We start from the raw sequence: 18,695 nt of genomic DNA, 5'->3' as shown, positions 1-18,695 counted from the left end.
GGCCCGCCGCCTGGTTGTACCCCACCCGGGGCAGGCCGGTTCGATCAGCACGACAGAAACGCCCGGCCCTCCCACGTGGGGAGGACCGGGCGTTCCGGGCGCTACGGCGCCGCTAGCACGTCACGATCGGGCCGGAGTTCTCGTCCTTCGGGTCCTTCAGCGGGTAGACCGGGCCGCCGTAGCGGAAGGTCGTCGCGCTGAGCAGCTCCCCCGTCCACGGGGTCCACGTCGGGTCCTCGGGCTTCGTGGGCGGCACCGGCGGCAGCGGGTTCTCGACGTCCACCAGGTAGTCCGGCGACTGGTCCAGGTCGAACTTGACCACCGGGCCGTTGGTCATGCTGATGCTGCCGATCCGCGCCGCGCTGCCGGAGGTGGACAGCTTGCCGTTGCCCATCTGGGTGCAGGGGGTCAGGCTGGGCGACGCGACCTCGCCGAACCACTGCGTCACGCCGACCTTGGTGTAGCGGCCTTCCCAGTTGCTGTCGTGGAAGTAGCCGATCCACTCCGAGTCGTACGCGATCCACCAGGCGCTGCCGGCGTGCTGGATGCCGAAACGCTTCTGGGTGCCGACCGGCAGGGTGTCGCCGGGCTTGACGGTCTTGCTGTACTGGGTGAAGCCGCAGGCGTTGTAGCAGGTGCGCTTGCCGTCTTTCCAGTAGTAGACGAACAGGTGCGGGTCGTCGTCACCGTTGACCGAGCGGTCCACGGTCCAGCCGACCTCGACGGTGTGCTGGGTGTCGGCGGAGCGCACCGCCAGCTCGGCCAGCGTGTGGTAGTCGCCCTCGACCAGCCGCGGCTTCTCGACGGTCAGGTTCGCCCAGGTGCCGTCGCTCTCGCCGAGCTGGGTGCCGACCGCGTAGTGGAAGTTGACCGGGCGGTCCGCGGCCGCGGCGGTGACGTCGGCCGTCCCCACGGAAGGCGGCATGGGCGGCACGACGTTGGTGCGCATCGACTTCAGGAACTTGCCGTTGGGGCCCTGGCCACCCTTGGGCGCGTACTCCGGCTTCGGCTTCATCGAACCGCTCTTGTCCGCGGGGGCCGCGTCGGCACCGGCGGCGGCGACGGCCGCGCTGCTGGCGCCGGCCCTGGCCCGCTTGAGCTTCACCGGACGGGAGCCCCACGGCAGCAGCCTCGGCGGCACGGAGACGGCCGCGGGGGCCACGGGCGCGGCCTCGGTGATCGCGGTCTCAACCGCGGTGTCCGCGGGCGCTACGACGGCCGCGGGAGCCTCGGCCTCGGGCGTCTCCTCGGCGCTGGCGTTCAGGGTCCAGACCGTACCCATCGAGCCGACTACGGCTACGGCTAGGCCGGCGGCGAGTAAACCGCGGCGTGCGTTCGACACGTGTCCGTCCTCGTTCTTCGGGGGACCGGGGGTGGCGGGCGAAAGAACCTCCGGCACCGACTCTCGGCGGCGGAGCTGACCATATAACGTTCTGAATACCGTCCGCGCCGGTCACGACGCCTTTCCGCCTGAACGGCTGAGTCCACCCGCCGATCCGGTGAATGACGCACCATTGTGGTCGACGGTGCGTGGTCACGCGGTTGCTGTGCGGCAGACTTTTCCGCGTTGTTCGGAAAGAAGCAAACTGCTGTGAGGCTCTTTCGGGTCTAGCGTGGGCGACATGGGCGGCATGCGGGTTCTCGCGGTGACGGAGTCAGGCGTCGAAATGCACCCTGTGTCCGCAGTCGAGGCTTTGCTCGCTGATCCCGGCACGCTGCTCTGGGTCGACATTCCGGAGTGCAGCGCGGAGGCGGCCACCCTGCTGACCGACGTCCTCGACTGCCACCCGCTCGCCGTCCGCGACTGCATGCAGCGCAACCGGGTGCCGCGGGTCCGGATCTACGACCATCAGCAGCTGCTCATCCTGCACGGGCCGCAGCGGGGGCCCTCCGGGCACGTGCATTACATCGAGCTTGATCAGATCGTCGGCGACCGCTACGTGGTCACCGTGCACGGCCCGCTCAACCCGGCCGTCGACCCGGAGATCGCGCTGCGCGAGACCGACGCGGTGCGCCGCCGGCTGGAGTCCGGGCGGCTGCGGCCGGGCACGCCGTACGAGCTCTCGTACGCGATCTCGTCCACCCTCGCGCGCACCCTGGAGTCCTTCATCGAGGAGGTCACCCGCGAGGTCTGGCTGCTGGAGCAGCGGGTGACCGGCGGGCACATGGGCAACCCGGAGGAGTTTCTGGAGGAGCTGTTCCAGGCCCGGCACGGGCTGCTCGCGGTTCGCACGATGGGCGGCCTGGGCGCCGAGGTCTACGGCCGGGTCGCCGCCCTGGAGACGCGGGTGGCCGCGAACGACCGCCCGCTGGTGGCGGACATTGTTGATCAATTGACCCGGATCCGCGCATTGGCCGACGGCGAACGCGAATACCTCCAGGGCGTGATCGAGTTCTATCGGGCCCGGGCCGAGACGAAAATGACCATTGCCGCGGAACGGCTCGCGGTGATCGCGGTCGTCACGTTACCGATCACCGCACTTTCCTCCATTTACGGCATGAACATCATCGTCAACGATCACACCCATCTGCCCCAGTTGTTACTGGTGCTGACGGTCATGGCGATCATGTCCACTTTGTTGCTCACCTGGGCCAAGCGCCGGGGCTGGTGGTGACCACCCGCGGGCCGCGGCCAGGTCGGTGAAGAGCCGCTCCCAGTCATCGCGGACCTTCGCCATCGCGAAGCGGCCGCTGTCGGCGCGGGCGGCGGCGCCCATGGCCCGGCGCTCGGCCGGCTGCTCGATCAGCCGGTTCATGCCCTCGGCCAGGCCGGCGACGTCCTTCGGCGGCACCAGCAGGCCGTTGCGGCCGTGCTCGATGATCTCGGCGGGGCCGGTCGGGCAGTCGAAGGCCACGGCCGGCACCCCGGCGCTGGCCGCCTCCAGCAGCACCAGCGGCAGGCCCTCGAAGCGCGAGCTGAGCACGTAGCCCGAGGCAGCCGCCAGCTCATGGTCGAGGCGGCGGGTCGGGCCCTCGAGCCGGACCCGGCCGGTGAGCCCCAGCTCGGCGATCTGCGCGGTCAGCTTCGCCTTCTTGGCGCCCCAGCCGAAGATCCGCAGCTGCCAGTCCGGGTGCCGGGCGCTGACCGCGGCGAACGCGGTGATCAGCAGGTCGAAGCCCTTCTGCCGGACCAGCCGGCCGGCCGCGACCAGCACCTTGCTCTCCAGCTGCGCGGGCGGCAGCGGCCACGGCGGAATGCCGTTGGGGATGCGTTCCAGCCGGACCTTGCGGTCACCGAACCCGGCGGCGTAGGTGGCCCGGTCGTGTTCGGTCAGCACGGCGACGGCGTCCAGCCGCGGGTACGCCCGCAGGATCGCCGCCCGCAGCGGCGGCTTGTACAGGCCCAGGTTCATGTGGTCCTGGGCGATCCGGATGGCCTTGCGCGACCCGAACCAGGCCGACAGCAGGTTGAGCGCGGGACGCGTGGTGACCAGCACCCCACCGCGGGCGGACCGGAGGTACCGGATGATCGTCAGGTCCACCAGCGGGTCCCAGTTGCGGTACCGCGAGTCGTGCCGGTGCGGCAGCGGGTTGCGGAAGCGCCGGGTCTTGTTGGCCAGCCGGCTCCGCTGTCCCGGCCGGTCGCTCCGGCGGGCGCCGGTCTCCCGCAGCTCGGTCAGCGGCACCAGCCGCACCCGCGGGTCGATGGCGAAGACCGTGTCGTCGCCGGTGCGGTAGACGCTGGCGATCTCCACGTCGTGCTCGTCGCACAGCGCGTTGGCCTGATTCACGACGCTTCGGATCGTGCCCCCGCCCCCGTAGGCGTTGTGCAGCAGGTACCGGATTTTCACAGCGGCAACGTAGCAACGACCACAAAATGATCATCACCCATCCGAGGGCCGAGCTGCGCCGAATCACCGCCATGAGTCAAGCGCGGGATCTGATCGGCGGCCGCTACCGACTCCTGGAGATCATCGGTGCCGGCGGCACCGGCCGGGTCTGGCTCGCCGACGACGAACTGCTGCGCCGCCGGGTCGCCGTCAAACAGATCGGTACGCCGGCCGGCGTCACCCCGGCCCAGCTGCTCGACGCCCAGCTCACCACCATGCGCGAGGCCCGGTCGGCGGCCCGGTTCACGCACGCCGGCGTGGCCGGCATCTACGACGTGGTGTGGCGCCCGGACCACTCGTGGATCGTCATGGAACACGTCGAGTCCCGGTCGCTGGACGCCGCGATCCGCGGGGACGGCCCGCTGCCGCACCGCGAGGTGGCCCGGATCGGACTGGGCATGCTCGCCGCGCTGCGGGCCGGGCACGCCGCCGGAGTGCTGCACCGCGAGGTCAAGCCGTCCCACGTCCTGCTCGCCACCGACGGCCGGGTGGTGCTCACCGACTTCGGCCTGGCCCGGGTCGGCAGCGCCGCGCCGGGCCCGTTCACCGCACCCGAACGCCGGCGCGGTGCCGACGCGGACGAGGCCGCGGACCTGTGGTCGCTGGGCGCGACGCTGCACGCCGCGGTCCAGGGTCAGCCGTCGTTCCAGCGGTCGGCCGCGCCCGCCCACCGCCCGGGGCCGCTGACGGCGATCATCAACCGGCTGCTGAGCGACGACCCCGCACAACGGCCGACCGCGGCGGACACCCAGGCTGCCCTGCAACGGGTCCGGGACCGCGCAATCGGCATCTTCCCGATGCGCATCCCCCGGCCCCGCAGCCGCCCCACCAGCACCCCGTCAACACCGACCGGCACGCCGCCGACCAGCACGTCCCCGCGTGCCGGCGTGCAAGAGCCGACTGGCGGGTCCATACCGACCGGCACGCAAGCGCCCGCTGGCGGGTCCATACCGACCGGCACGCAAGCGCCCGCTGGCGGGTCCATACCGGCCGGCACGCAAGTGCCTACCGGCGCAACCGCGCCGGCCGGCTTCGCCGCGCTCGGGATGTCGATGATTCTCGGCCGGATGGCCGGCGCGCGCCCGGCCCGGGACCGGATCGCCCGCAGCACCAAGGTCACCCTCGTCGCGGCCGCGGTGCTGCTGGTCGGCACCACCGGCACGGCCCTGGCCCTCGACCACCGCCCCGGCGCCACCCCAGCACCGCCGGTCACCACCGGCGTGTACGCCGGGCCGGTCGCCGCCTGCGCCACGGACGGCCCGGCGGTCACCGGCACGAGCGAGGCCCACGGCTACGCGGTTCCGACCGGCTGGCTCTGGGTCGCCGATCCGGCCGGTTTTGACGTCGCGGTGCCGCGGGGCTGGACCCGCTCCCAGGACGGCACCGCCTCCTGCTTCCGCGATCCGGCCGGCAGCCGCTCGTTCCGGGTCGACGCCTCGGCCCGGCTGACCGGTCCGCCCGCCGCCTTCTGGCGGGGCCGGGAGCAGGACGCCCTGGCCCTGGGACGGCTGCCGGGCTATCGCCGGGAGATGCTCGGCGCGCTGCCGGCGCAGGACGGCGCGGCGTGGGAGTTCACCTGGCAGCCCGACGGCGAGCCGGTACGCCGGCACGAGCGGCGCGTGCTGCTGGGGCTGGCCGGCGGGCGCGCGTACCTGGTGGAGTGGGCCACCACCGAGCAGGACTGGACGGGCACCGAGCCGTACCTCCGGCTGGTCCTCGCCAGCCTGTCCTGATCTTCGTTCCCGCATGTTGGTACGGGTTGGATTTGCACCCCGGCGGCCGACGACGATGGGCGCATGCAGCGGCAGGGCATTCCCCTCACGACCCGCCGGGTGATCGACCTGGCGCGCTGCTCCAGCGCGCGCTGTCCCCGCTGATCTGCGCTTTCCGCGCCCCCTTGGCGTGACATCCCCGGCCTGAGCGCCGGTTTCCAGGTTCTCTCCGCGCGTCGTCCACCCTCGGCCGCACCGTGGCGGTAAACCTATAGAGTTGATAGGCAATATATGCAAAGCGAGGAGCTGCAGTGACCGTCGTCGACATCCGCCTCGACCATCTCGCCACCGCCACCCGGCACGCCGCCGACCCGGACGCCTGGCCCGTCGCGCCCCGCTTCAACGCGGCCAGCCGGTGGTACCACCGGCTGGCCCAGGAACCCGACCACGAGGTGTGGCTGCTGACCTGGCTGCCCGGCCAGGGCACCGACCTGCACGACCACGGCGGCTCGGCCGGGGCCTTCCACGTCTTCGCCGGCACCCTGACCGAGGACACGGTCACCACCGGCGCCGACGGGTTGCCCCGGATCACCGCCCGTGAGCTCGGCGAGGGCGCCGGCCGCCGGTTCGGCACCCGGCACATCCACCGGATCACCAACCGCTCCAACCGGCCGGCGATCAGCATCCACGCGTACGGGCCGGCGCTGACCACCATGACCCGCTACCGGATCGGCGCCGCCGGGCTGGCCGTGGTCACCGTCGAGCGGGCCGGAGCCCAGTGGTGAGCGCGCCCGCTGTCACGACCCCGCCGCGGGGCGCCCGCAGCATCAACGAGCTGCTGGCCGGCGCCCGCGCCCGGCTGCACCGGCTCGACCCGCACGAGACCCACCGCCGGGTCGCGGGCGGCGCGGTGCTGGTGGACATCCGCCCGGCCGCGCAGCGCGCCGAGCACGGCGAGATCCCGGGCGCCCTGATCATCGAGCGCAACGTGCTGGAGTGGCGGCTGGACCCGCGCAGCGACGCCCGGCTGGCGTTCACCCGCTACGACCTCGACGTGATCGTCACCTGCCAGGAGGGCTACACCAGCAGCCTGGCCGCGGCCGCACTGCAGGATCTCGGCCTGCTGCGGGCGACGGACCTCGACGGCGGCTTCAAGGCCTGGCAGGCCGCCGGCCTCCCGACGATCTGAGCGGACCGACTCGGCGGCCGGCGGCGGCCGAGTCGGTCCGCCGGCCCGAGCATCGGCATGAGCACCTCGTCCACCAGCCGATCCTGCTCCCCGGCGCCGGGCGGGCCGCCGCCCAGCAACGTCGCCAGGAAGAGCTGGCCCACGGCGGTGCCGAGCGCGCGCGAGACGGTGAGCACATCGTGATCAACACCGTGGCGGGCTTCCAGAAGGTCAGGAACGTCGAGCGGGACCCCCGGGTCGCCGTGACGATCGCCGACCCGCAGGACGTGTCGACCTACTTCTCCGTTCGTGGACGGGTCGTCGACATCACGCCCAAGGGCGGCACGGAGAGCATCGAGGAGCTGGCCCAGAAGTACCTCGGCGGGCCGTACCCGTGGTTCGGCGGCCGGGACCAGGTGCGGGTGATCCTCACCATCGCGGTGGAGAAGATCGTCCACGCACCCTGGGGATGACAGCGGGCCGGGACGGTCCCGCAGGACCGTCCCGGCTCGTCCGCCTAGACGTTGACGCTGGTGTACCGCTTGCCGGTCTCGGTCACGACCCGGACCGACGCGACCTCCGCGGGTGCGACCAGCGCACTGCCGTCCAGCGTCGTACCCTCGCCGGCGCCCTTCTCCGAGACCACCCAGCTGCCCGCCAGCACCACCGTGCCGTTCTTGGCGACCACCTCGAGCCGGCACCGCTCGCCCTGCGGGATGCCGGCGACCGCGGCCTTGATCCGCACCCAGCCCGGCGCCGGCGCCACCGCCACGGTGATCCGCGCGCCGGTGCCGGCGTCGACCGCGGTGGCGGTCCTGGTGCCCGGGATGGTGGTCTGCTCCACTTGCGACGGGGTGGGCAGCGCGAGCGGGGCTGCCGGGTCGGCGGTGCCGCGGCCGACCGCCACCCCGGAGCCGATCGCGGCGGCGACGACCACGGCCGCGGCGGCCGTCATCAGCGCGGTCCGCCGATGACGCCTCCCGGCGGACTCGTCCCGGATCTGCCGCAGCGTGCGCTGCAGCAACAGATCTCCGCCCTCGGGCGGCCCGTCCAGCAGCATCGCCTCGGGCACAGCCTCGAGCGCCATCGTCCACTCCTGCAGGGATTGCACCTCGGTCCGGCACTCGGCGCAGCCGGCGAGATGCTCCTCGACCGCGCGTACCTGCTCCGCGTCCAGCGACTTCGTCAGATAACCGGCGAGGTCCACGTGATTTGTCTTCATGAGGCAGACCGTTCCGTTCCGGCGGCGCTCAGCGTCCGGAGCTCGCGTAGTGCCCGGAGGGCGTAGAAGGAGCGCGACTTGACCGTTCCGGGCGGGATGCCCAGTGCCTTGGCCGCTTCCGCGACCGTGCTGCCGAGCAGATAGACCTGCTCCAGCACCTCCCGGTGCTCGGTGGAGAGCCGGCTCAACGCGTCGACCACCACCACCGAATTGACCACCTGCTCCGCGTGGTCGCCCTCGGCCGCGATCTCGACCGGCGACTCGCGCACCTCGGGGGCGCGGGCGTTGCGGGCCCGGATCTGGTCGGTGACGATGTTGCGGACCACGGTGAGCAGCCAGCCGCGCACCGAGCCCTTGCCGTTGACCAGGCTGTCCGGATGTCGCCAGGCGCGGACCAGGGCTTCCTGGACCACGTCCTCGGCGGCGGCCCGGTCCCGGGTCAGCTGCGTCGCGTAGGCGAGCATCGCCGCCCCGTGTTCCGAGAACAGCGATCTGACCAGCGCCTCATCGGCCACCTCCCGGCGACGTTGGAGCCTCAACCCCGGCATCTTCTCCCCCAGGTAAAGGTGGAAATCACGCCGAGGCTGACCGGACGGAGCGCGTGTCCGGCCACCCTCGACCCCCGTTTTCGTCTGACTGACTCCCTCCACACGTACCGGAGGCCGGGATCGGTTCAGAGTGATTTTCCGGCTGAACCGGATCGGGCCGGGTGTCGTGTGGAGGACGTACCGGCTCACTCACAGGGGGAACCATGAAGCGCAGCCGCATCACCGTCGCCGCACTGGCACTGACCAGCGCGCTCAGCCTCGCCGCCTGTGCGCAGCCCGGCACCGACCCGACCCGGGTGGGGTTCGCGGCCGCGGAGGGTAAGACGCCCGCCGCGCCCGCCGTGCCGCCCGAGCCGACCACCCCGCCGGAGCTGGCCGGCGAGGAGACCCCGGACCCGGCAACCGAGCCCATCCCCGAGCCGACCGTCGCCAAGACCCAGAAGTGGGTCAAGATCTTCAGTGGCGCGTCGGACCGGGACATCACGCCGCCGAGGAGCATCCGGTCGGGCAGCAGGAACGTCGAGCTCAACACCGCCGAGAACCCGGTCATCGGCACCTACGTCACCGACGGCGCCGGCCGCACCCTCTACCGCTTCGACGAGGACAGCAACAAGCCGCCGAAGGCGACCTGCAACGGCGCGTGCGCCAAGGCCTGGCCGCCGCTGCTGATCAAGTCGCCCGGCAAGATCTTCCCGAAGGGCATCGACCCCAAGATCCTCGGGTACGTCGAGCGCGCCGACGGTCACTGCCAGGTCACCATCAACGGCTGGCCGGTGTACTACTTCGCCAAGGACGGCAAGCCGGGCGACATCCTGGGTCAGGGCGTCGCGGGCACCTGGTTCGCGGTCGACCCCAAGGGCGGCAAGACCGGCGACCTGCCCGAGTCCGCCGGCGGCACCGGTGGCACCGCGGACAACGGGGACGCCGGCGCGGACGACGCCCCCGCCGACCCGGGCTACTGACAGTCGCGGCCGGCGTTCAGGCACCGTACGACCTCGCTCATCAGGGCATCCGGCATGAGATTGACGAAGATCGCGTGATCGGTGAGCGGGCTGTGCCGCTGCGCGTCGAACGAGTCGATCCGGTACCGGGTGCCCGGCGCGATGTCGTAAGCGGCGACGATCCGCAGCCGCGGCACCGCGAAGGTCGAGATCGGACAACCGCCGCCGGGCGCGGGGAAGACGAGCTGCTGGCGGTGGTTGTCGCTGTCCAGCCGCCGGCCGTCCCAGCAGCTCGGGAAGTCGAAGACCCGCAGCACCTGCTCGCCCCGGGGGCAGACCACGTAGCGCAGGCTCCGCCGCTCGGGGCTGCCGGAACAACTCCAGACCGCCGCGGCCCGGGCACCGCCGTTGGTCACGGCGTACGCGTCCCCGACCGCACCCCGCAGCAGCCGCGGCATCGCCACCACCGGCCCCCGGGCGTTGCCCAGGTAGGTGAACGACACCGACGCCGCCAGCTGGACAGCACCGCCGTGCGGCCCGTCCTCGGGGCCGACGGTCCGCAGCACCGGCCAGTAATAGGTCGACTTGTCGCCGTTGGCGCAGGTGGTGTCCCCTTTGGCCAGGCTCCTGACGGTGCTGCCGACCCCGACGGAGAGGTTGCCGAGGTAGTCGTGCAAATGGTGCACCGGCCCGGCCCGGCCCGGGGTCACGACCACGTTGCCGGTGTTCCGGTGCCCGTTCTCGTTGCGCCCGCAGTCCCAGGTGTACGAGCCGGGCCCGGCCTCGATCGGCCGGGTCGCCGCCACCTGGTTGATGTCCGCATAGTCGGCGCCCAGCGACGGCTGGCGCACGCTGCCGGCGGCGATGGCGAATCCGGAGAGCAGCAGCTCGACCGCCAGGGCCCACATGACGGCCCGGCGTCGGCCCCGAGCGACGTACGCCATACCGTCACCATACGCACTGCTTCGGCAACCCTGGGTGTTGCAAGGTGGACAGAAGTGGGCAGTCCGCCGGTCTTGGCACGCTGTGACCACCGCTCGCCCGGGTCACAGAAGTCAGGCATATCGGTCCGGTGGATTTACTGTCCGACGGAACGGCTGATACTGGGCAGATGGTGGACTGGATCTCGGGCGACCGACGGCTGCCGGTGCCGGTCACCGCGTACGGGCCGCTGCACCTGCTCGCCATTCAGGTGCACCGGATGGCCAGCAACGGCGAGGCCCATGAGGCGGTCCGGGCGGCCGACGCGTACCAGATGATCGCCCGCGCCGTCCGGGACGACAAGACCGCCCGGTTCCTGATCCAGGGAAAGATGTACGCGCTGCTCGCGATGGGCCGGCTCATCGAGGCCGCCGCGCTCGGCGAGGAGCTGCTGCGCACCGCCGGGTCGCTGCTCAGTGAGGCCAAGGCCCGCTGCGACCTGGCCCAGCTGCACCTGCTCCGCGGCCACTACCTGGACTGCATGCAGCACCTGGCCCGGGCCGGCGTGCTGCTGAACGCGGGCCCGGCCGGCACCGACCGGCACCGCTCGGCGATGTGCTCGTTCGCCGAGGCCGCCACCGCCGCGGAGATGTACGAAACCGCGGCCATCGCCTACGACCAGCTGTGCGCCGACGACGCCCCGAGCCGCTCCACGTCGTTCGACCTGGTGCACGCGGTCACGCTGCTCTACTGGGGAATGCGGCTGGCGCACGTCGGCCGGGCCGAGGAGTCCCGGAGCCGGCTGCGCCGCAGCGCCGAGATCACCCGGCACCGGCTGGACGTCCAGCCGGACACCCACACCACCGCCGTGCACGCGCTGGCCCTGGCGAAGCTGGGCGAGACGACGGTGGCGGAGAAGCTGGCCCGCGAGGCGATCATGCCGCTGCGCACCGGCGGCACCTACCAGTACGCCCGGATGGCCCACCTGGCGCTGGGCATCAGCCTGCGGGCGCACGGCTTCCCGCACGAGGCCCGCCGCGAGTTCATCGCGGCCCGCGAGCTCAGCGAGCACGGCTCCCGCCCGGACGAGCGCCCGATCATCCGCTTCGAGCTGGCCCTGACCGCCCTGGAACTCGACGGCGGCCAGTCCAGCCGGGACCTGTTCGAGGCGGTCGAGGGACAGATGCGCGAGCTGTGGCGGCTGCGGCTGCAGCGGCTGGCGATGCTGCGCCAGGCGGGCCAGCGCGAGGAGGCGGAGGCGGCCCGGGCCCGGGCGGAACGCGAGATCCTGCTCGACCCGCTGACCGGGCTCGGCAACCGGCGCAGGTTCGACCTGCTGATCGGTGAGGTGGACCGGGCGGCGGGCAGCCGGCCGCTGACCGTGCTGCTCATCGACGTGGACCACTTCAAGGCGGTGAACGACGCGTACTCGCACAGCGCGGGCGACCGCGCCCTGCGCGAGGTGGCGACGATCCTGCGCGCGCACTGCCGCACCGGCGACGAGGCGGTGCGCTACGCCGGCGACGAGTTCGTGGTCTTCCTCCAGGGCGACGGCACCACGGGCCGCGAGGTGGCGGAACGCATCCGGACCGCGGTGGCGGCGGCGACGATCCTGCCGGAGGTCCGCCTGACGGTCAGCGTGGGCGTGGCGACCTGGTCGCCGGGCATGACGGGCGAATCCCTCTTCCGCGCGGCCGACGACCGCCTCTACGCCGCCAAATGGAGCGGCCGCAACACCACCGCCGCCTGACGGAGCAGCCACCGAGGTTCGCCTTCGACCCGTGGCGGTGCACGATTCTGTTGGTGGCGGGCGACAAGGCCGGGCAGTGGAACGCCTGGTACCGGACGGCAATACCGTTGGCCGAGCAGCGTTACAGGAGCTGCTCTCCATCGTCCTCGGGCACCGGCTCGCCGAGGTGCGGCGGGCCCGCGGACTCACGCAGCAGCGGCGACGTCGCCGCCATCGCCTGACGGGTCACCGCCCGGTGGCAGGATGCAGCCGTGGAGCGTAGCGGGCAGCGGGTGCGGATCGTGCAGCTCAGTGGGCCCGTCCTGGCCGCGCTGGCCGCCGGTGAGCTGGACAAGGCCGCCGCGCTCAGTCCCGTTCCGCTCACCGAATACCTGGTCGGCCCCGAGTGCCGGGGCACCTGGGCGATGCGCCGGGACCAGGTCGCCCGCGATCCCGCCGAGGCCGGCTGGGTCACCGGGGTCATCCGGGACGAGCAGCGGCAGCTCACCGTCGGTCGGGCCGGCTTCCACGCCCGGCCCGGCGCGGACGGCCTGGTCGAGATCGGGTACGCCGTGGATCCCGCGTACCGGCGCCGGGGTTATGCCCGGGCCGCGTTCGAGGCGCTGCTGGCCCGGGCCGCCGCCGATCCGCTGGTCCGCCGGGTCCGCGTGACCATCAGCCCGGACAACAAGGCGTCCTACGCGCTGGTCGCCCAGTACGGCTTCACCGAGGTCGGCGAGCAGTGGGACGACGAGGACGGCCTGGAGATCAGCTACGAGGCCGACGCCTGAGCGTCAGATGTTGACCCCGTCCGGGGGCAGGTCCACCGGGATCGCCGCCGCCGCGGTGCCGTCCGCCGGCTGCCCCACCGCCGTCATGCCCAGCGTGTACGCGGTCATCGACAGGCTGCCGTACGCGTACCCGTCGACCAGCACGTCCGCGCCCTCCCGGCTCGCCCCCGCCAGTCCCGCCAGGTAGAGCAGCGGCAGGAAGTGGTCCGGGGTGGGCACCGCGGTCCGGAAGTCCCGGTGCGCGTCCAGCCGTGCCGCGTTGAGCGGGTCGTCCAGCATCGTCTCCTTGGCGTCGGAGTCGAAGCGCTGGGCCCAGTCGAAGCCCTGGTCCGGCAGGTCCCGGCGCACCCCGCCGAGGTTGTGCACCACGTTGCCGCTGCCCAGGATCAGCACGCCGGACTCGCGCAGCGGGGCCAGCTTCGCGCCCAGCTCCAGGTGGTAGTCGAAGCCCCGGTCGGCGTTGATGGACAGCTGGGTGACCGGGATGTCCGCCTCCGGGAAGGCGTGCACCAGCACCGACCAGGTGCCGTGGTCGATGCCCCAGGAGTCGACGTCGGCGCCGACCCAGGTCGGCTTGACGATGTCGCTTACCTCCTCGGCCAGCGCGGGCAGGCCGGGCGCCGGGTAGTCGACGTCGAAGAGCCGCTGCGGGAAGCCGAAGAAGTCATGGATCGTGCGGGGCCGGGGCATCGCGGTGACCGCGGTCGCGTTGATGTACCAGTGCGCGGACACCACCAGGATCGCCCGCGGCCGCGGCACGGCGGCGCCGAACGCCCGCCAGGCCCGGGTGTAGCGGTTGGTCTCCAGCGCGTTCATCGGGTTGCCGTGGCCGATGAACGCGGCCGGCATGATGGTCATGGTTGCAGCTTAAACCTTCACCGCGGATAGACGACCCCCGAACGCCCGCTGTACGGATGCCGCGTGCCGTCCAGCTCGTAACCGGTATGGGGCGCGTCCAGCCACACGATGTACGGCACCCCCGGCGAGAGCCCGCTGATCGTGGCCGTGACCGTGCAGCCGGTGCCGGCCGGCACGTTCTGCCAGGTGTAGTCCGGCTGGTTGCCGGAGTTCAGCGGCTGCCGCACCGCGGTGATCCGGTAGTCGGAGTCGTACTGCCGGGGCCAGGTCACGGTCAGCTTGCCGGCGCCCGGCACCACCTCGAGCGGGATCAGCGGCGGGTTGACGATCCAGTCCTGGGCGCAGCCGGGCACCACCGGCAGGAACGTGACCGGCGGCAGGACCGGGCTGCGCGAGCCGCCGCGCGACGGCACCGGGCTGGGCGTGGCGCTGCCGGTGGCCACCACGATCCAGTCGGCGCCGGGGGCGGGGGTGGCGCTCGCGGCCGGGCTCGGGTTCGACGTGTCGAGCCCGAGCAACCCGCAGCCGCCGAGCGCGATCGGCAGCGCGAGCAGCGGGAGCAGGAGCCTTCGGAGCCGCATGCCCCTTGCATCGGCCCCGATCAGGAATGACTTAGCGGCGGCGCAGAAGACCACCCGGCCGCGAGCAGGTCGTCGCGGGCCACGGCGGTGCGCAGCCGGGCCGCGTAACACCCGGTCAACACCCGCGACGGTACGCCCCGAGCAGCCAGTTCACGCTCGAAACGGCCGGTCATCCAGGCCCGGATCCCGGCACCGTCGCGTAGCCCGTCGTCCACGAACGGCACGCCCTCGTGGTGCGTGAGCAGGTACAGATCGGGCGGGCGGACCCGGGCCGCCACCCCCGGCGAGGTCGTCCAGCCGGCGCCCGCCGCCGTCATCGCGCCAGCACGGCAGCCGGCACCGGCGCTGTCAGGCCTTGAAGAGCTGGTGCCCGGCCATCTCCAGGACGTCCTCGGCGACCGTCACCGGCGTCCGCAGCCCGGTCTCGTCGCGCAGCACCAGCCCGGAGCCCTGGGGGCGGTACGTGCCCCGGGCGGCGCGGTGCCGGCCCTCGACGCTGCCCAGGTACGACCAGTCGGCGTCCAGGCGCAGTTTCACCGTACTGTCCGCGCTGCGCCAGACCCCGACCAGCGGGGCGGCGTCGCCGGTGCCGGCCGGCACCGGCGCGGCGAGCCGCTCGGGGGCCACGCCGCCGAGCGCGAGCGCGAGCAGCGGTGCCGCGCCGAAGATGGTCGCGTCAACGCGGTGGTTTCGCATCAGTGCTGCTCCGGGGGACGGCGCGGGGTGGGCCCCCAACTTCGGCAGGGACCCCGCCCCGGATGAGCAATTCACCGGGTGATTGCGTACACCCGGTTGGTCCGCAGCCGGCCGGACCGGCCCGCGGGCACCGCAGGCGACCGACGTCCTGCGCCACGACGGGCCCGGGTGTTCCCGCTGCTGGCCGAAACAGCGCAGCCGCGCACTTGAACCCGGCGCCGTGGTCCGGAATGCTCATTCGGCTCGCCCCGCACCGATCGTTCGGGTGACGACGCCCCGGACGAGAGGAGTTCCATGGACCACGCCCCGCGTCATGCCGCGTGGGATCGGCGGTTGCTCCTGGCCTCCGGCGCCCTGGCGGTGACCGCTTCCGCGTGGTTCTTCCTCGTGTTCGCCCTCGGTGCGGCGATTCCTGCCCTGGTGAGCTGGCTGCTGATGCCCTGCGGCGCCGCGCTGGCCGCCGGGCTGTGCCACCGGGCCGGCGCCGACCCGCTCCTCCCGGGGGCCGCCCGGCGTTTCTGGCGCCGGATGAGCCTCGCGCTGGCCGTGCTGACCGCCACGATGGTGTCCCACTCGTACGAGTCGGTCGCGGCCGGCGTCACCACCCGGGTCGGGCTGATCACCGGGCTGCTGCACGCGGCCTTCCTGCTCCTGCTGGCCTGGCCGCTGTTCGGCCTGCCGATGGCCGCGGGCTCGCGGGCCCGGCGGGTGACGGTCGGGCTCGACATCGGCGTCATCGTCGCGGGCGCGGCGATCTTCTGCTGGCACTTCGTCGCCCGGCACCTGTTCGCGGACACGGCGGCCGGTGACGTCTCGATCGTGACGAGCGCCGGTTTCCTGATCACCGGGTCGATCGTCGTGGTCGGCACGGCCAAGGTGGCGGTCACCGGCGCCGGGTCGCTGGCCGGCCGCTCGCTGACCGCGCTGGGTGCGGCGCTGGTCGCCGGCGGCCTCGGCGTTGCCCTGACGCCGCTGCTCAGCGACCGGCCCGCCCTCGACACCACCCTGCTGGTCGTGCCGGTCTCCGGGTTCCTGGTCGCGCTCGGCGCGGCCAGGCGGGCCGGTCCCCGCGGCGCCGGCCCGGCCGCCCGGCGCCAGCGGCACAGCCCGTTGCTGTATCTGGTCGCCGCCGCGACGAACGCGCTGCTCATCGCCGTGGTCGTGGAGGACAGCGCGGACCGCATCCCGGTCACCGTGGCGGCGGTGATCCTGACCGCGCTGGTCGTGGTCCGCCAGCTCACCGCGTTGCGGGAGAACGAGCACCTGCTCGGCCGCCTCGACGCGAACTTCCTCGAGCTGCGGCACAAGGAGCAGCGCTTCCGCCTGCTGGTGCAGAACTCCACCGACGTCGTGACGATCACCGAGCCGGACGGCCGGATCCGCTACATCAGCCCGGCCGTGCAGCGGGTGCTCGGCCTGGCCCCGAGACCGCTGGTGGGCACCTCCATCGTGCACCGGGTGCACCCGGAGGACCGCGCCACGATCGCCGCCAACGTCGGGCACGTGATCAGCCGCCCCGGCAACTCCGCGACCTACCAGGTGCGGCTGGCCCACGCCGACGGCACCTACCGGACCCTGGAGATCATCAGCGTCAACCTGACGGACGAGCCCAGCGTCGGTGGCGTGGTCAGCAACTCGCGGGACGTCACCGAGACGGTCCAGGCGCACGAGCGGCTCAGCTACGAGGCCACCCACGACGTGCTGACCGGGCTGGCCAACCGGGCGCTGTTCGCCGAGCGGCTCGCGGCCAGCATCACCCCCGCCGGTCCCGGGCACCGGATCAGCATCGTGCTGATCGACCTGGACGACTTCAAGACCGTCAACGACACGCTGGGCCACGCGGTCGGCGACGGGCTGCTGGTCGCGGTCGCCGAGCGGATGCGCGCCGGCATCCGGCCCACCGACACCATCGCGCGGCTCGGCGGCGACGAGTTCGCGATCCTGTTCGAGGGGCTCGGCGGCGCGGCCGTGGACCGGGTGCTCGGCCGGATCGCCGGCGCGCTGGCCGTACCGGTCGACATCGACGGCCACCTGCTCGCGGTCCGGGCCAGCTTCGGCGTGGTGGACGGCCGCGGCGGCGACGACGCGGGCAACCTGCTGCGCCAGGCCGACATCGCCATGTACGAGGCGAAGGAGCGCGGCGAGGGCGGCTGTCAGCGCTATCGGCCGGGCACCGAGGCCCGCGGCGCCGAACGCAGCCGGCTCGCCTCCGCGTTGCTGGCCGCGCTCACCCACGACGAGCTGGTGCTGCACTACCAGCCGGTGGTGACGCTGCCCGAGGGCCGGTTGACCGGGGTGGAGGCGCTGGTCCGCTGGGAGCATCCCACGCGAGGCCTGCTCGGCCCGGGTGAGTTCATCCCCGGCGCGGAGCAGACCGGGCTGATCGTGCCGCTCGGTCGCTGGGTGCTGCGCACGGCCTGCCGTCAGGCCGCGGCCTGGATCGCCGAGCTGGGCGAGCTCGCGCCCGGGACGATGTCGGTGAACGCCTCGGCCCGGCAGCTGCGGGAGCCGGGCTTCGCTGCCGACGTGGCCGCGGCGCTGACCGACAGCGGGCTCGACCCGCACCGGCTGACCGTCGAGATCACCGAGTCGACGGCCGTGGGCGGCGGCGCGACCCAGGAGACCCTGCGCGCGCTGCGGACCCTGGGCGTACGGCTCTCGCTGGACGACTTCGGCACCGGCGCCTCGACGCTCAGCCTGCTGGCGAACTGCCCGGTGGACCAGATCAAGCTGGACCGCTCGTTCGCCCCCGTGCCCGGCCCCGACCTGATCGCCGGCGCCGTGCTGCAGCTGGCCCGCGCGATGGGGATGGAAGCCGTCGCGGAGGGCGTGGAAACGCCCGCGCAGGCCGCGAAGCTCGGCGCGCTCGGTTACGTCCGGGCGCAGGGCTTCCATTTCGCCCGGCCGATGCCGCCGGAGCAGCTCGGCACCGGCATCGTCACCGACGGCTTCAGTGCGCTGGCCGGCTCGCTCGCAGCGCGCCCATGACGGCCGTGCTGAGGAGCTCCAGGTAGTCGTCGTCGATAGGCGTGCGCGAGACCGCCAGCCGCCAGTACAGCGGGCCGAGCATCAGGTCGACCGCGAGATCGGGGTTGGTGTCGGCGGGCAGCTCGCCGCGCTCCACCGCCTGACCCACGAGCTTCTCGCCGACGGCCTGCTGGTGGGTGCGCAGGGCGCGCTGGAGCGTCTCGGCGATCTTCGGGTTGCGCGCCGCCTCGGCCATCAGGTCCGGGATGATCTGCGACGCGATCCGGTGCTGCAACGCCTTGCTCACGATGAACATGAGCAGTTGCAGATCACCCGCGAAGCTTCCGGTGTCTGGCATAGGCACGCTACGCTCCGCCACAGCGGAGACGATCTCCAGGACCATCTCCAGCTTGTTGCTCCACCGGCGATAGATCGCGGTCTTGCCCACGCCGGCCCGGCGCGCCACCGCCTCGATCGACAGGCGGCCGTAGCCGACCTCGGCCAGCTCGTTCATGACCGCGTTTCGGATGGCCGCGGTGATGTCCCCGCGGAGCACCGCCGCTCCGGCGGGCGCACGTTTCGCTGTAACCACAGGAGCACTATACGCCAGGACGCAACGGTTGCGTTCCGGCGCTCGTTCGGCTACTTTCGGATTCAACGTCGATACGACGCCGTTCCATCGCGGCACACTGTTTAATGTGTTCCCGCGCAAGTCACCAAGGTCCCCGATC

At 72.6% G+C, this 18,695-nt stretch carries 19 protein-coding genes and 1 pseudogene; 10 read left to right on the top strand and 10 right to left on the bottom strand.

The window, feature by feature from the left end:
* Positions 1-112: 112 nt before the first annotated feature.
* Positions 113-1,282, bottom strand: coding sequence for a neprosin family prolyl endopeptidase (locus tag ACIBQZ_RS00835; protein WP_396086351.1), 1,170 nt, complete (start codon positions 1,280-1,282; stop codon positions 113-115).
* Between the two features lie 385 nt (positions 1,283-1,667).
* Here ACIBQZ_RS00835 and ACIBQZ_RS00830 point away from each other — a divergent pair, with 385 nt between their 5' ends.
* Entirely contained in the window at positions 1,668-2,615 is a 948-nt protein-coding gene (locus tag ACIBQZ_RS00830; protein WP_396086350.1) for a magnesium transporter CorA family protein, read from the top strand.
* Here ACIBQZ_RS00830 and ACIBQZ_RS00825 read toward each other — a convergent pair.
* The gene (locus tag ACIBQZ_RS00825) at positions 2,541-3,791 is read right to left on the bottom strand and encodes a glycosyltransferase family 4 protein (protein WP_396086349.1); all 1,251 of its coding nucleotides are present in this window, start codon (positions 3,789-3,791) and stop codon (positions 2,541-2,543) included. The genes ACIBQZ_RS00830 and ACIBQZ_RS00825 overlap by 75 nt on opposite strands.
* Positions 3,792-3,862: 71 nt before the next feature.
* Here ACIBQZ_RS00825 and ACIBQZ_RS00820 point away from each other — a divergent pair, with 71 nt between their 5' ends.
* The 4 genes from ACIBQZ_RS00820 to ACIBQZ_RS00805 all read left to right on the top strand — a co-directional run bounded on the left by ACIBQZ_RS00820 (position 3,863) and on the right by ACIBQZ_RS00805 (position 7,183).
* Positions 3,863-5,563, top strand: a complete 1,701-nt coding sequence (locus tag ACIBQZ_RS00820; RefSeq protein ID WP_396086348.1) for a protein kinase — start codon at positions 3,863-3,865, stop codon at positions 5,561-5,563.
* A 290-nt stretch (positions 5,564-5,853) separates the two neighbouring features.
* Positions 5,854-6,327, top strand: coding sequence for a cysteine dioxygenase (locus tag ACIBQZ_RS00815; RefSeq protein WP_396086347.1), 474 nt, complete (start codon positions 5,854-5,856; stop codon positions 6,325-6,327).
* Positions 6,321-6,731: a rhodanese-like domain-containing protein gene (locus ACIBQZ_RS00810; RefSeq protein ID WP_396086346.1), complete on the top strand. Its 411-nt coding sequence runs from the start codon at positions 6,321-6,323 to the stop codon at positions 6,729-6,731. The genes ACIBQZ_RS00815 and ACIBQZ_RS00810 overlap by 7 nt, the downstream gene beginning before the upstream one ends.
* Positions 6,701-7,183 carry a pyridoxamine 5'-phosphate oxidase family protein gene (locus tag ACIBQZ_RS00805; RefSeq protein WP_396086788.1) on the top strand — a complete coding sequence of 161 codons (483 nt, stop codon included), beginning with the start codon at positions 6,701-6,703 and terminating at the stop codon, positions 7,181-7,183. Before ACIBQZ_RS00810 ends, ACIBQZ_RS00805 begins: the two co-directional genes overlap by 31 nt.
* A gap of 44 nt (positions 7,184-7,227) precedes the next feature.
* On the opposite strand, the gene ACIBQZ_RS00800 is transcribed toward ACIBQZ_RS00805, so the two are convergent.
* Together ACIBQZ_RS00800 and ACIBQZ_RS00795 are read right to left on the bottom strand one after the other, a co-directional pair.
* On the bottom strand, positions 7,228-7,932 hold the full coding sequence (locus ACIBQZ_RS00800) for an anti-sigma factor family protein (protein ID WP_396086345.1): 705 nt from the start codon (positions 7,930-7,932) through the stop codon (positions 7,228-7,230).
* Positions 7,929-8,480: a sigma-70 family RNA polymerase sigma factor gene (locus tag ACIBQZ_RS00795; protein ID WP_396086344.1), complete on the bottom strand. Its 552-nt coding sequence runs from the start codon at positions 8,478-8,480 to the stop codon at positions 7,929-7,931. The genes ACIBQZ_RS00800 and ACIBQZ_RS00795 overlap by 4 nt, the downstream gene beginning before the upstream one ends.
* A 203-nt stretch (positions 8,481-8,683) precedes the next feature.
* On the opposite strand from ACIBQZ_RS00795, the gene ACIBQZ_RS00790 reads away from it, so the two are divergent.
* Positions 8,684-9,442 (top strand): hypothetical protein, encoded by a 759-nt coding sequence (locus tag ACIBQZ_RS00790; protein WP_396086343.1) that lies wholly within the window; start codon positions 8,684-8,686, stop codon positions 9,440-9,442.
* On the opposite strand, the gene ACIBQZ_RS00785 is transcribed toward ACIBQZ_RS00790, so the two are convergent.
* Complete coding sequence (locus ACIBQZ_RS00785; protein ID WP_396086342.1) at positions 9,436-10,365, bottom strand: DUF1996 domain-containing protein; 930 nt, start codon at positions 10,363-10,365, stop codon at positions 9,436-9,438. The two genes, ACIBQZ_RS00790 and ACIBQZ_RS00785, sit on opposite strands and share 7 nt — an antisense overlap.
* A gap of 167 nt (positions 10,366-10,532) precedes the next feature.
* Between ACIBQZ_RS00785 and ACIBQZ_RS00780 the strand changes: the two genes are divergently transcribed.
* The 3 genes and pseudogenes from ACIBQZ_RS00780 (at position 10,533) to ACIBQZ_RS00770 (ending at position 12,862) form a co-directional block, all read left to right on the top strand.
* Positions 10,533-12,092 (top strand): diguanylate cyclase, encoded by a 1,560-nt coding sequence (locus ACIBQZ_RS00780; protein ID WP_396086341.1) that lies wholly within the window; start codon positions 10,533-10,535, stop codon positions 12,090-12,092.
* 17 nt (positions 12,093-12,109) lie between these two features.
* Positions 12,110-12,313 (top strand): annotated as a pseudogene (locus tag ACIBQZ_RS00775) (type II toxin-antitoxin system RelE/ParE family toxin); the annotation flags it as partial.
* A 30-nt stretch (positions 12,314-12,343) separates the two neighbouring features.
* Positions 12,344-12,862: a GNAT family N-acetyltransferase gene (locus tag ACIBQZ_RS00770; RefSeq protein ID WP_396086340.1), complete on the top strand. Its 519-nt coding sequence runs from the start codon at positions 12,344-12,346 to the stop codon at positions 12,860-12,862.
* A gap of 3 nt (positions 12,863-12,865) precedes the next feature.
* Here ACIBQZ_RS00770 and ygiD read toward each other — a convergent pair whose 3' ends face one another.
* The 4 genes from ygiD to ACIBQZ_RS00750 are packed head-to-tail and all read right to left on the bottom strand — an operon-like array spanning position 12,866 to position 14,997.
* Positions 12,866-13,720, bottom strand: coding sequence for a 4,5-DOPA dioxygenase extradiol (gene ygiD / locus ACIBQZ_RS00765; protein WP_396086339.1), 855 nt, complete (start codon positions 13,718-13,720; stop codon positions 12,866-12,868).
* A gap of 17 nt (positions 13,721-13,737) precedes the next feature.
* The gene (locus tag ACIBQZ_RS00760; protein ID WP_396086338.1) at positions 13,738-14,301 is read right to left on the bottom strand and encodes a hypothetical protein; all 564 of its coding nucleotides are present in this window, start codon (positions 14,299-14,301) and stop codon (positions 13,738-13,740) included.
* Between the two features lie 20 nt (positions 14,302-14,321).
* Entirely contained in the window at positions 14,322-14,618 is a 297-nt protein-coding gene (locus ACIBQZ_RS00755; protein ID WP_396086337.1) for a hypothetical protein, read from the bottom strand.
* 31 nt (positions 14,619-14,649) lie between these two features.
* Complete coding sequence (locus ACIBQZ_RS00750; RefSeq protein WP_396086336.1) at positions 14,650-14,997, bottom strand: Atu4866 domain-containing protein; 348 nt, start codon at positions 14,995-14,997, stop codon at positions 14,650-14,652.
* Between the two features lie 294 nt (positions 14,998-15,291).
* Here ACIBQZ_RS00750 and ACIBQZ_RS00745 point away from each other — a divergent pair, with 294 nt between their 5' ends.
* Entirely contained in the window at positions 15,292-17,985 is a 2,694-nt protein-coding gene (locus ACIBQZ_RS00745) for a putative bifunctional diguanylate cyclase/phosphodiesterase (protein WP_396086335.1), read from the top strand.
* On the opposite strand, the gene ACIBQZ_RS00740 is transcribed toward ACIBQZ_RS00745, so the two are convergent.
* A complete protein-coding gene (locus ACIBQZ_RS00740; protein ID WP_396086334.1) occupies positions 17,948-18,556 on the bottom strand; it encodes a TetR/AcrR family transcriptional regulator in 609 nt (202 codons plus the stop codon). The two genes, ACIBQZ_RS00745 and ACIBQZ_RS00740, sit on opposite strands and share 38 nt — an antisense overlap.
* Between the last annotated feature and the right edge of the window lie 139 nt (positions 18,557-18,695).

The organism is Actinoplanes sp. NPDC049599 (assembly GCF_044465625.1).
GTDB lineage: Bacteria > Actinomycetota > Actinomycetes > Mycobacteriales > Micromonosporaceae > Actinoplanes.
This window is presented reverse-complemented; position numbering and strand designations above follow the sequence as displayed.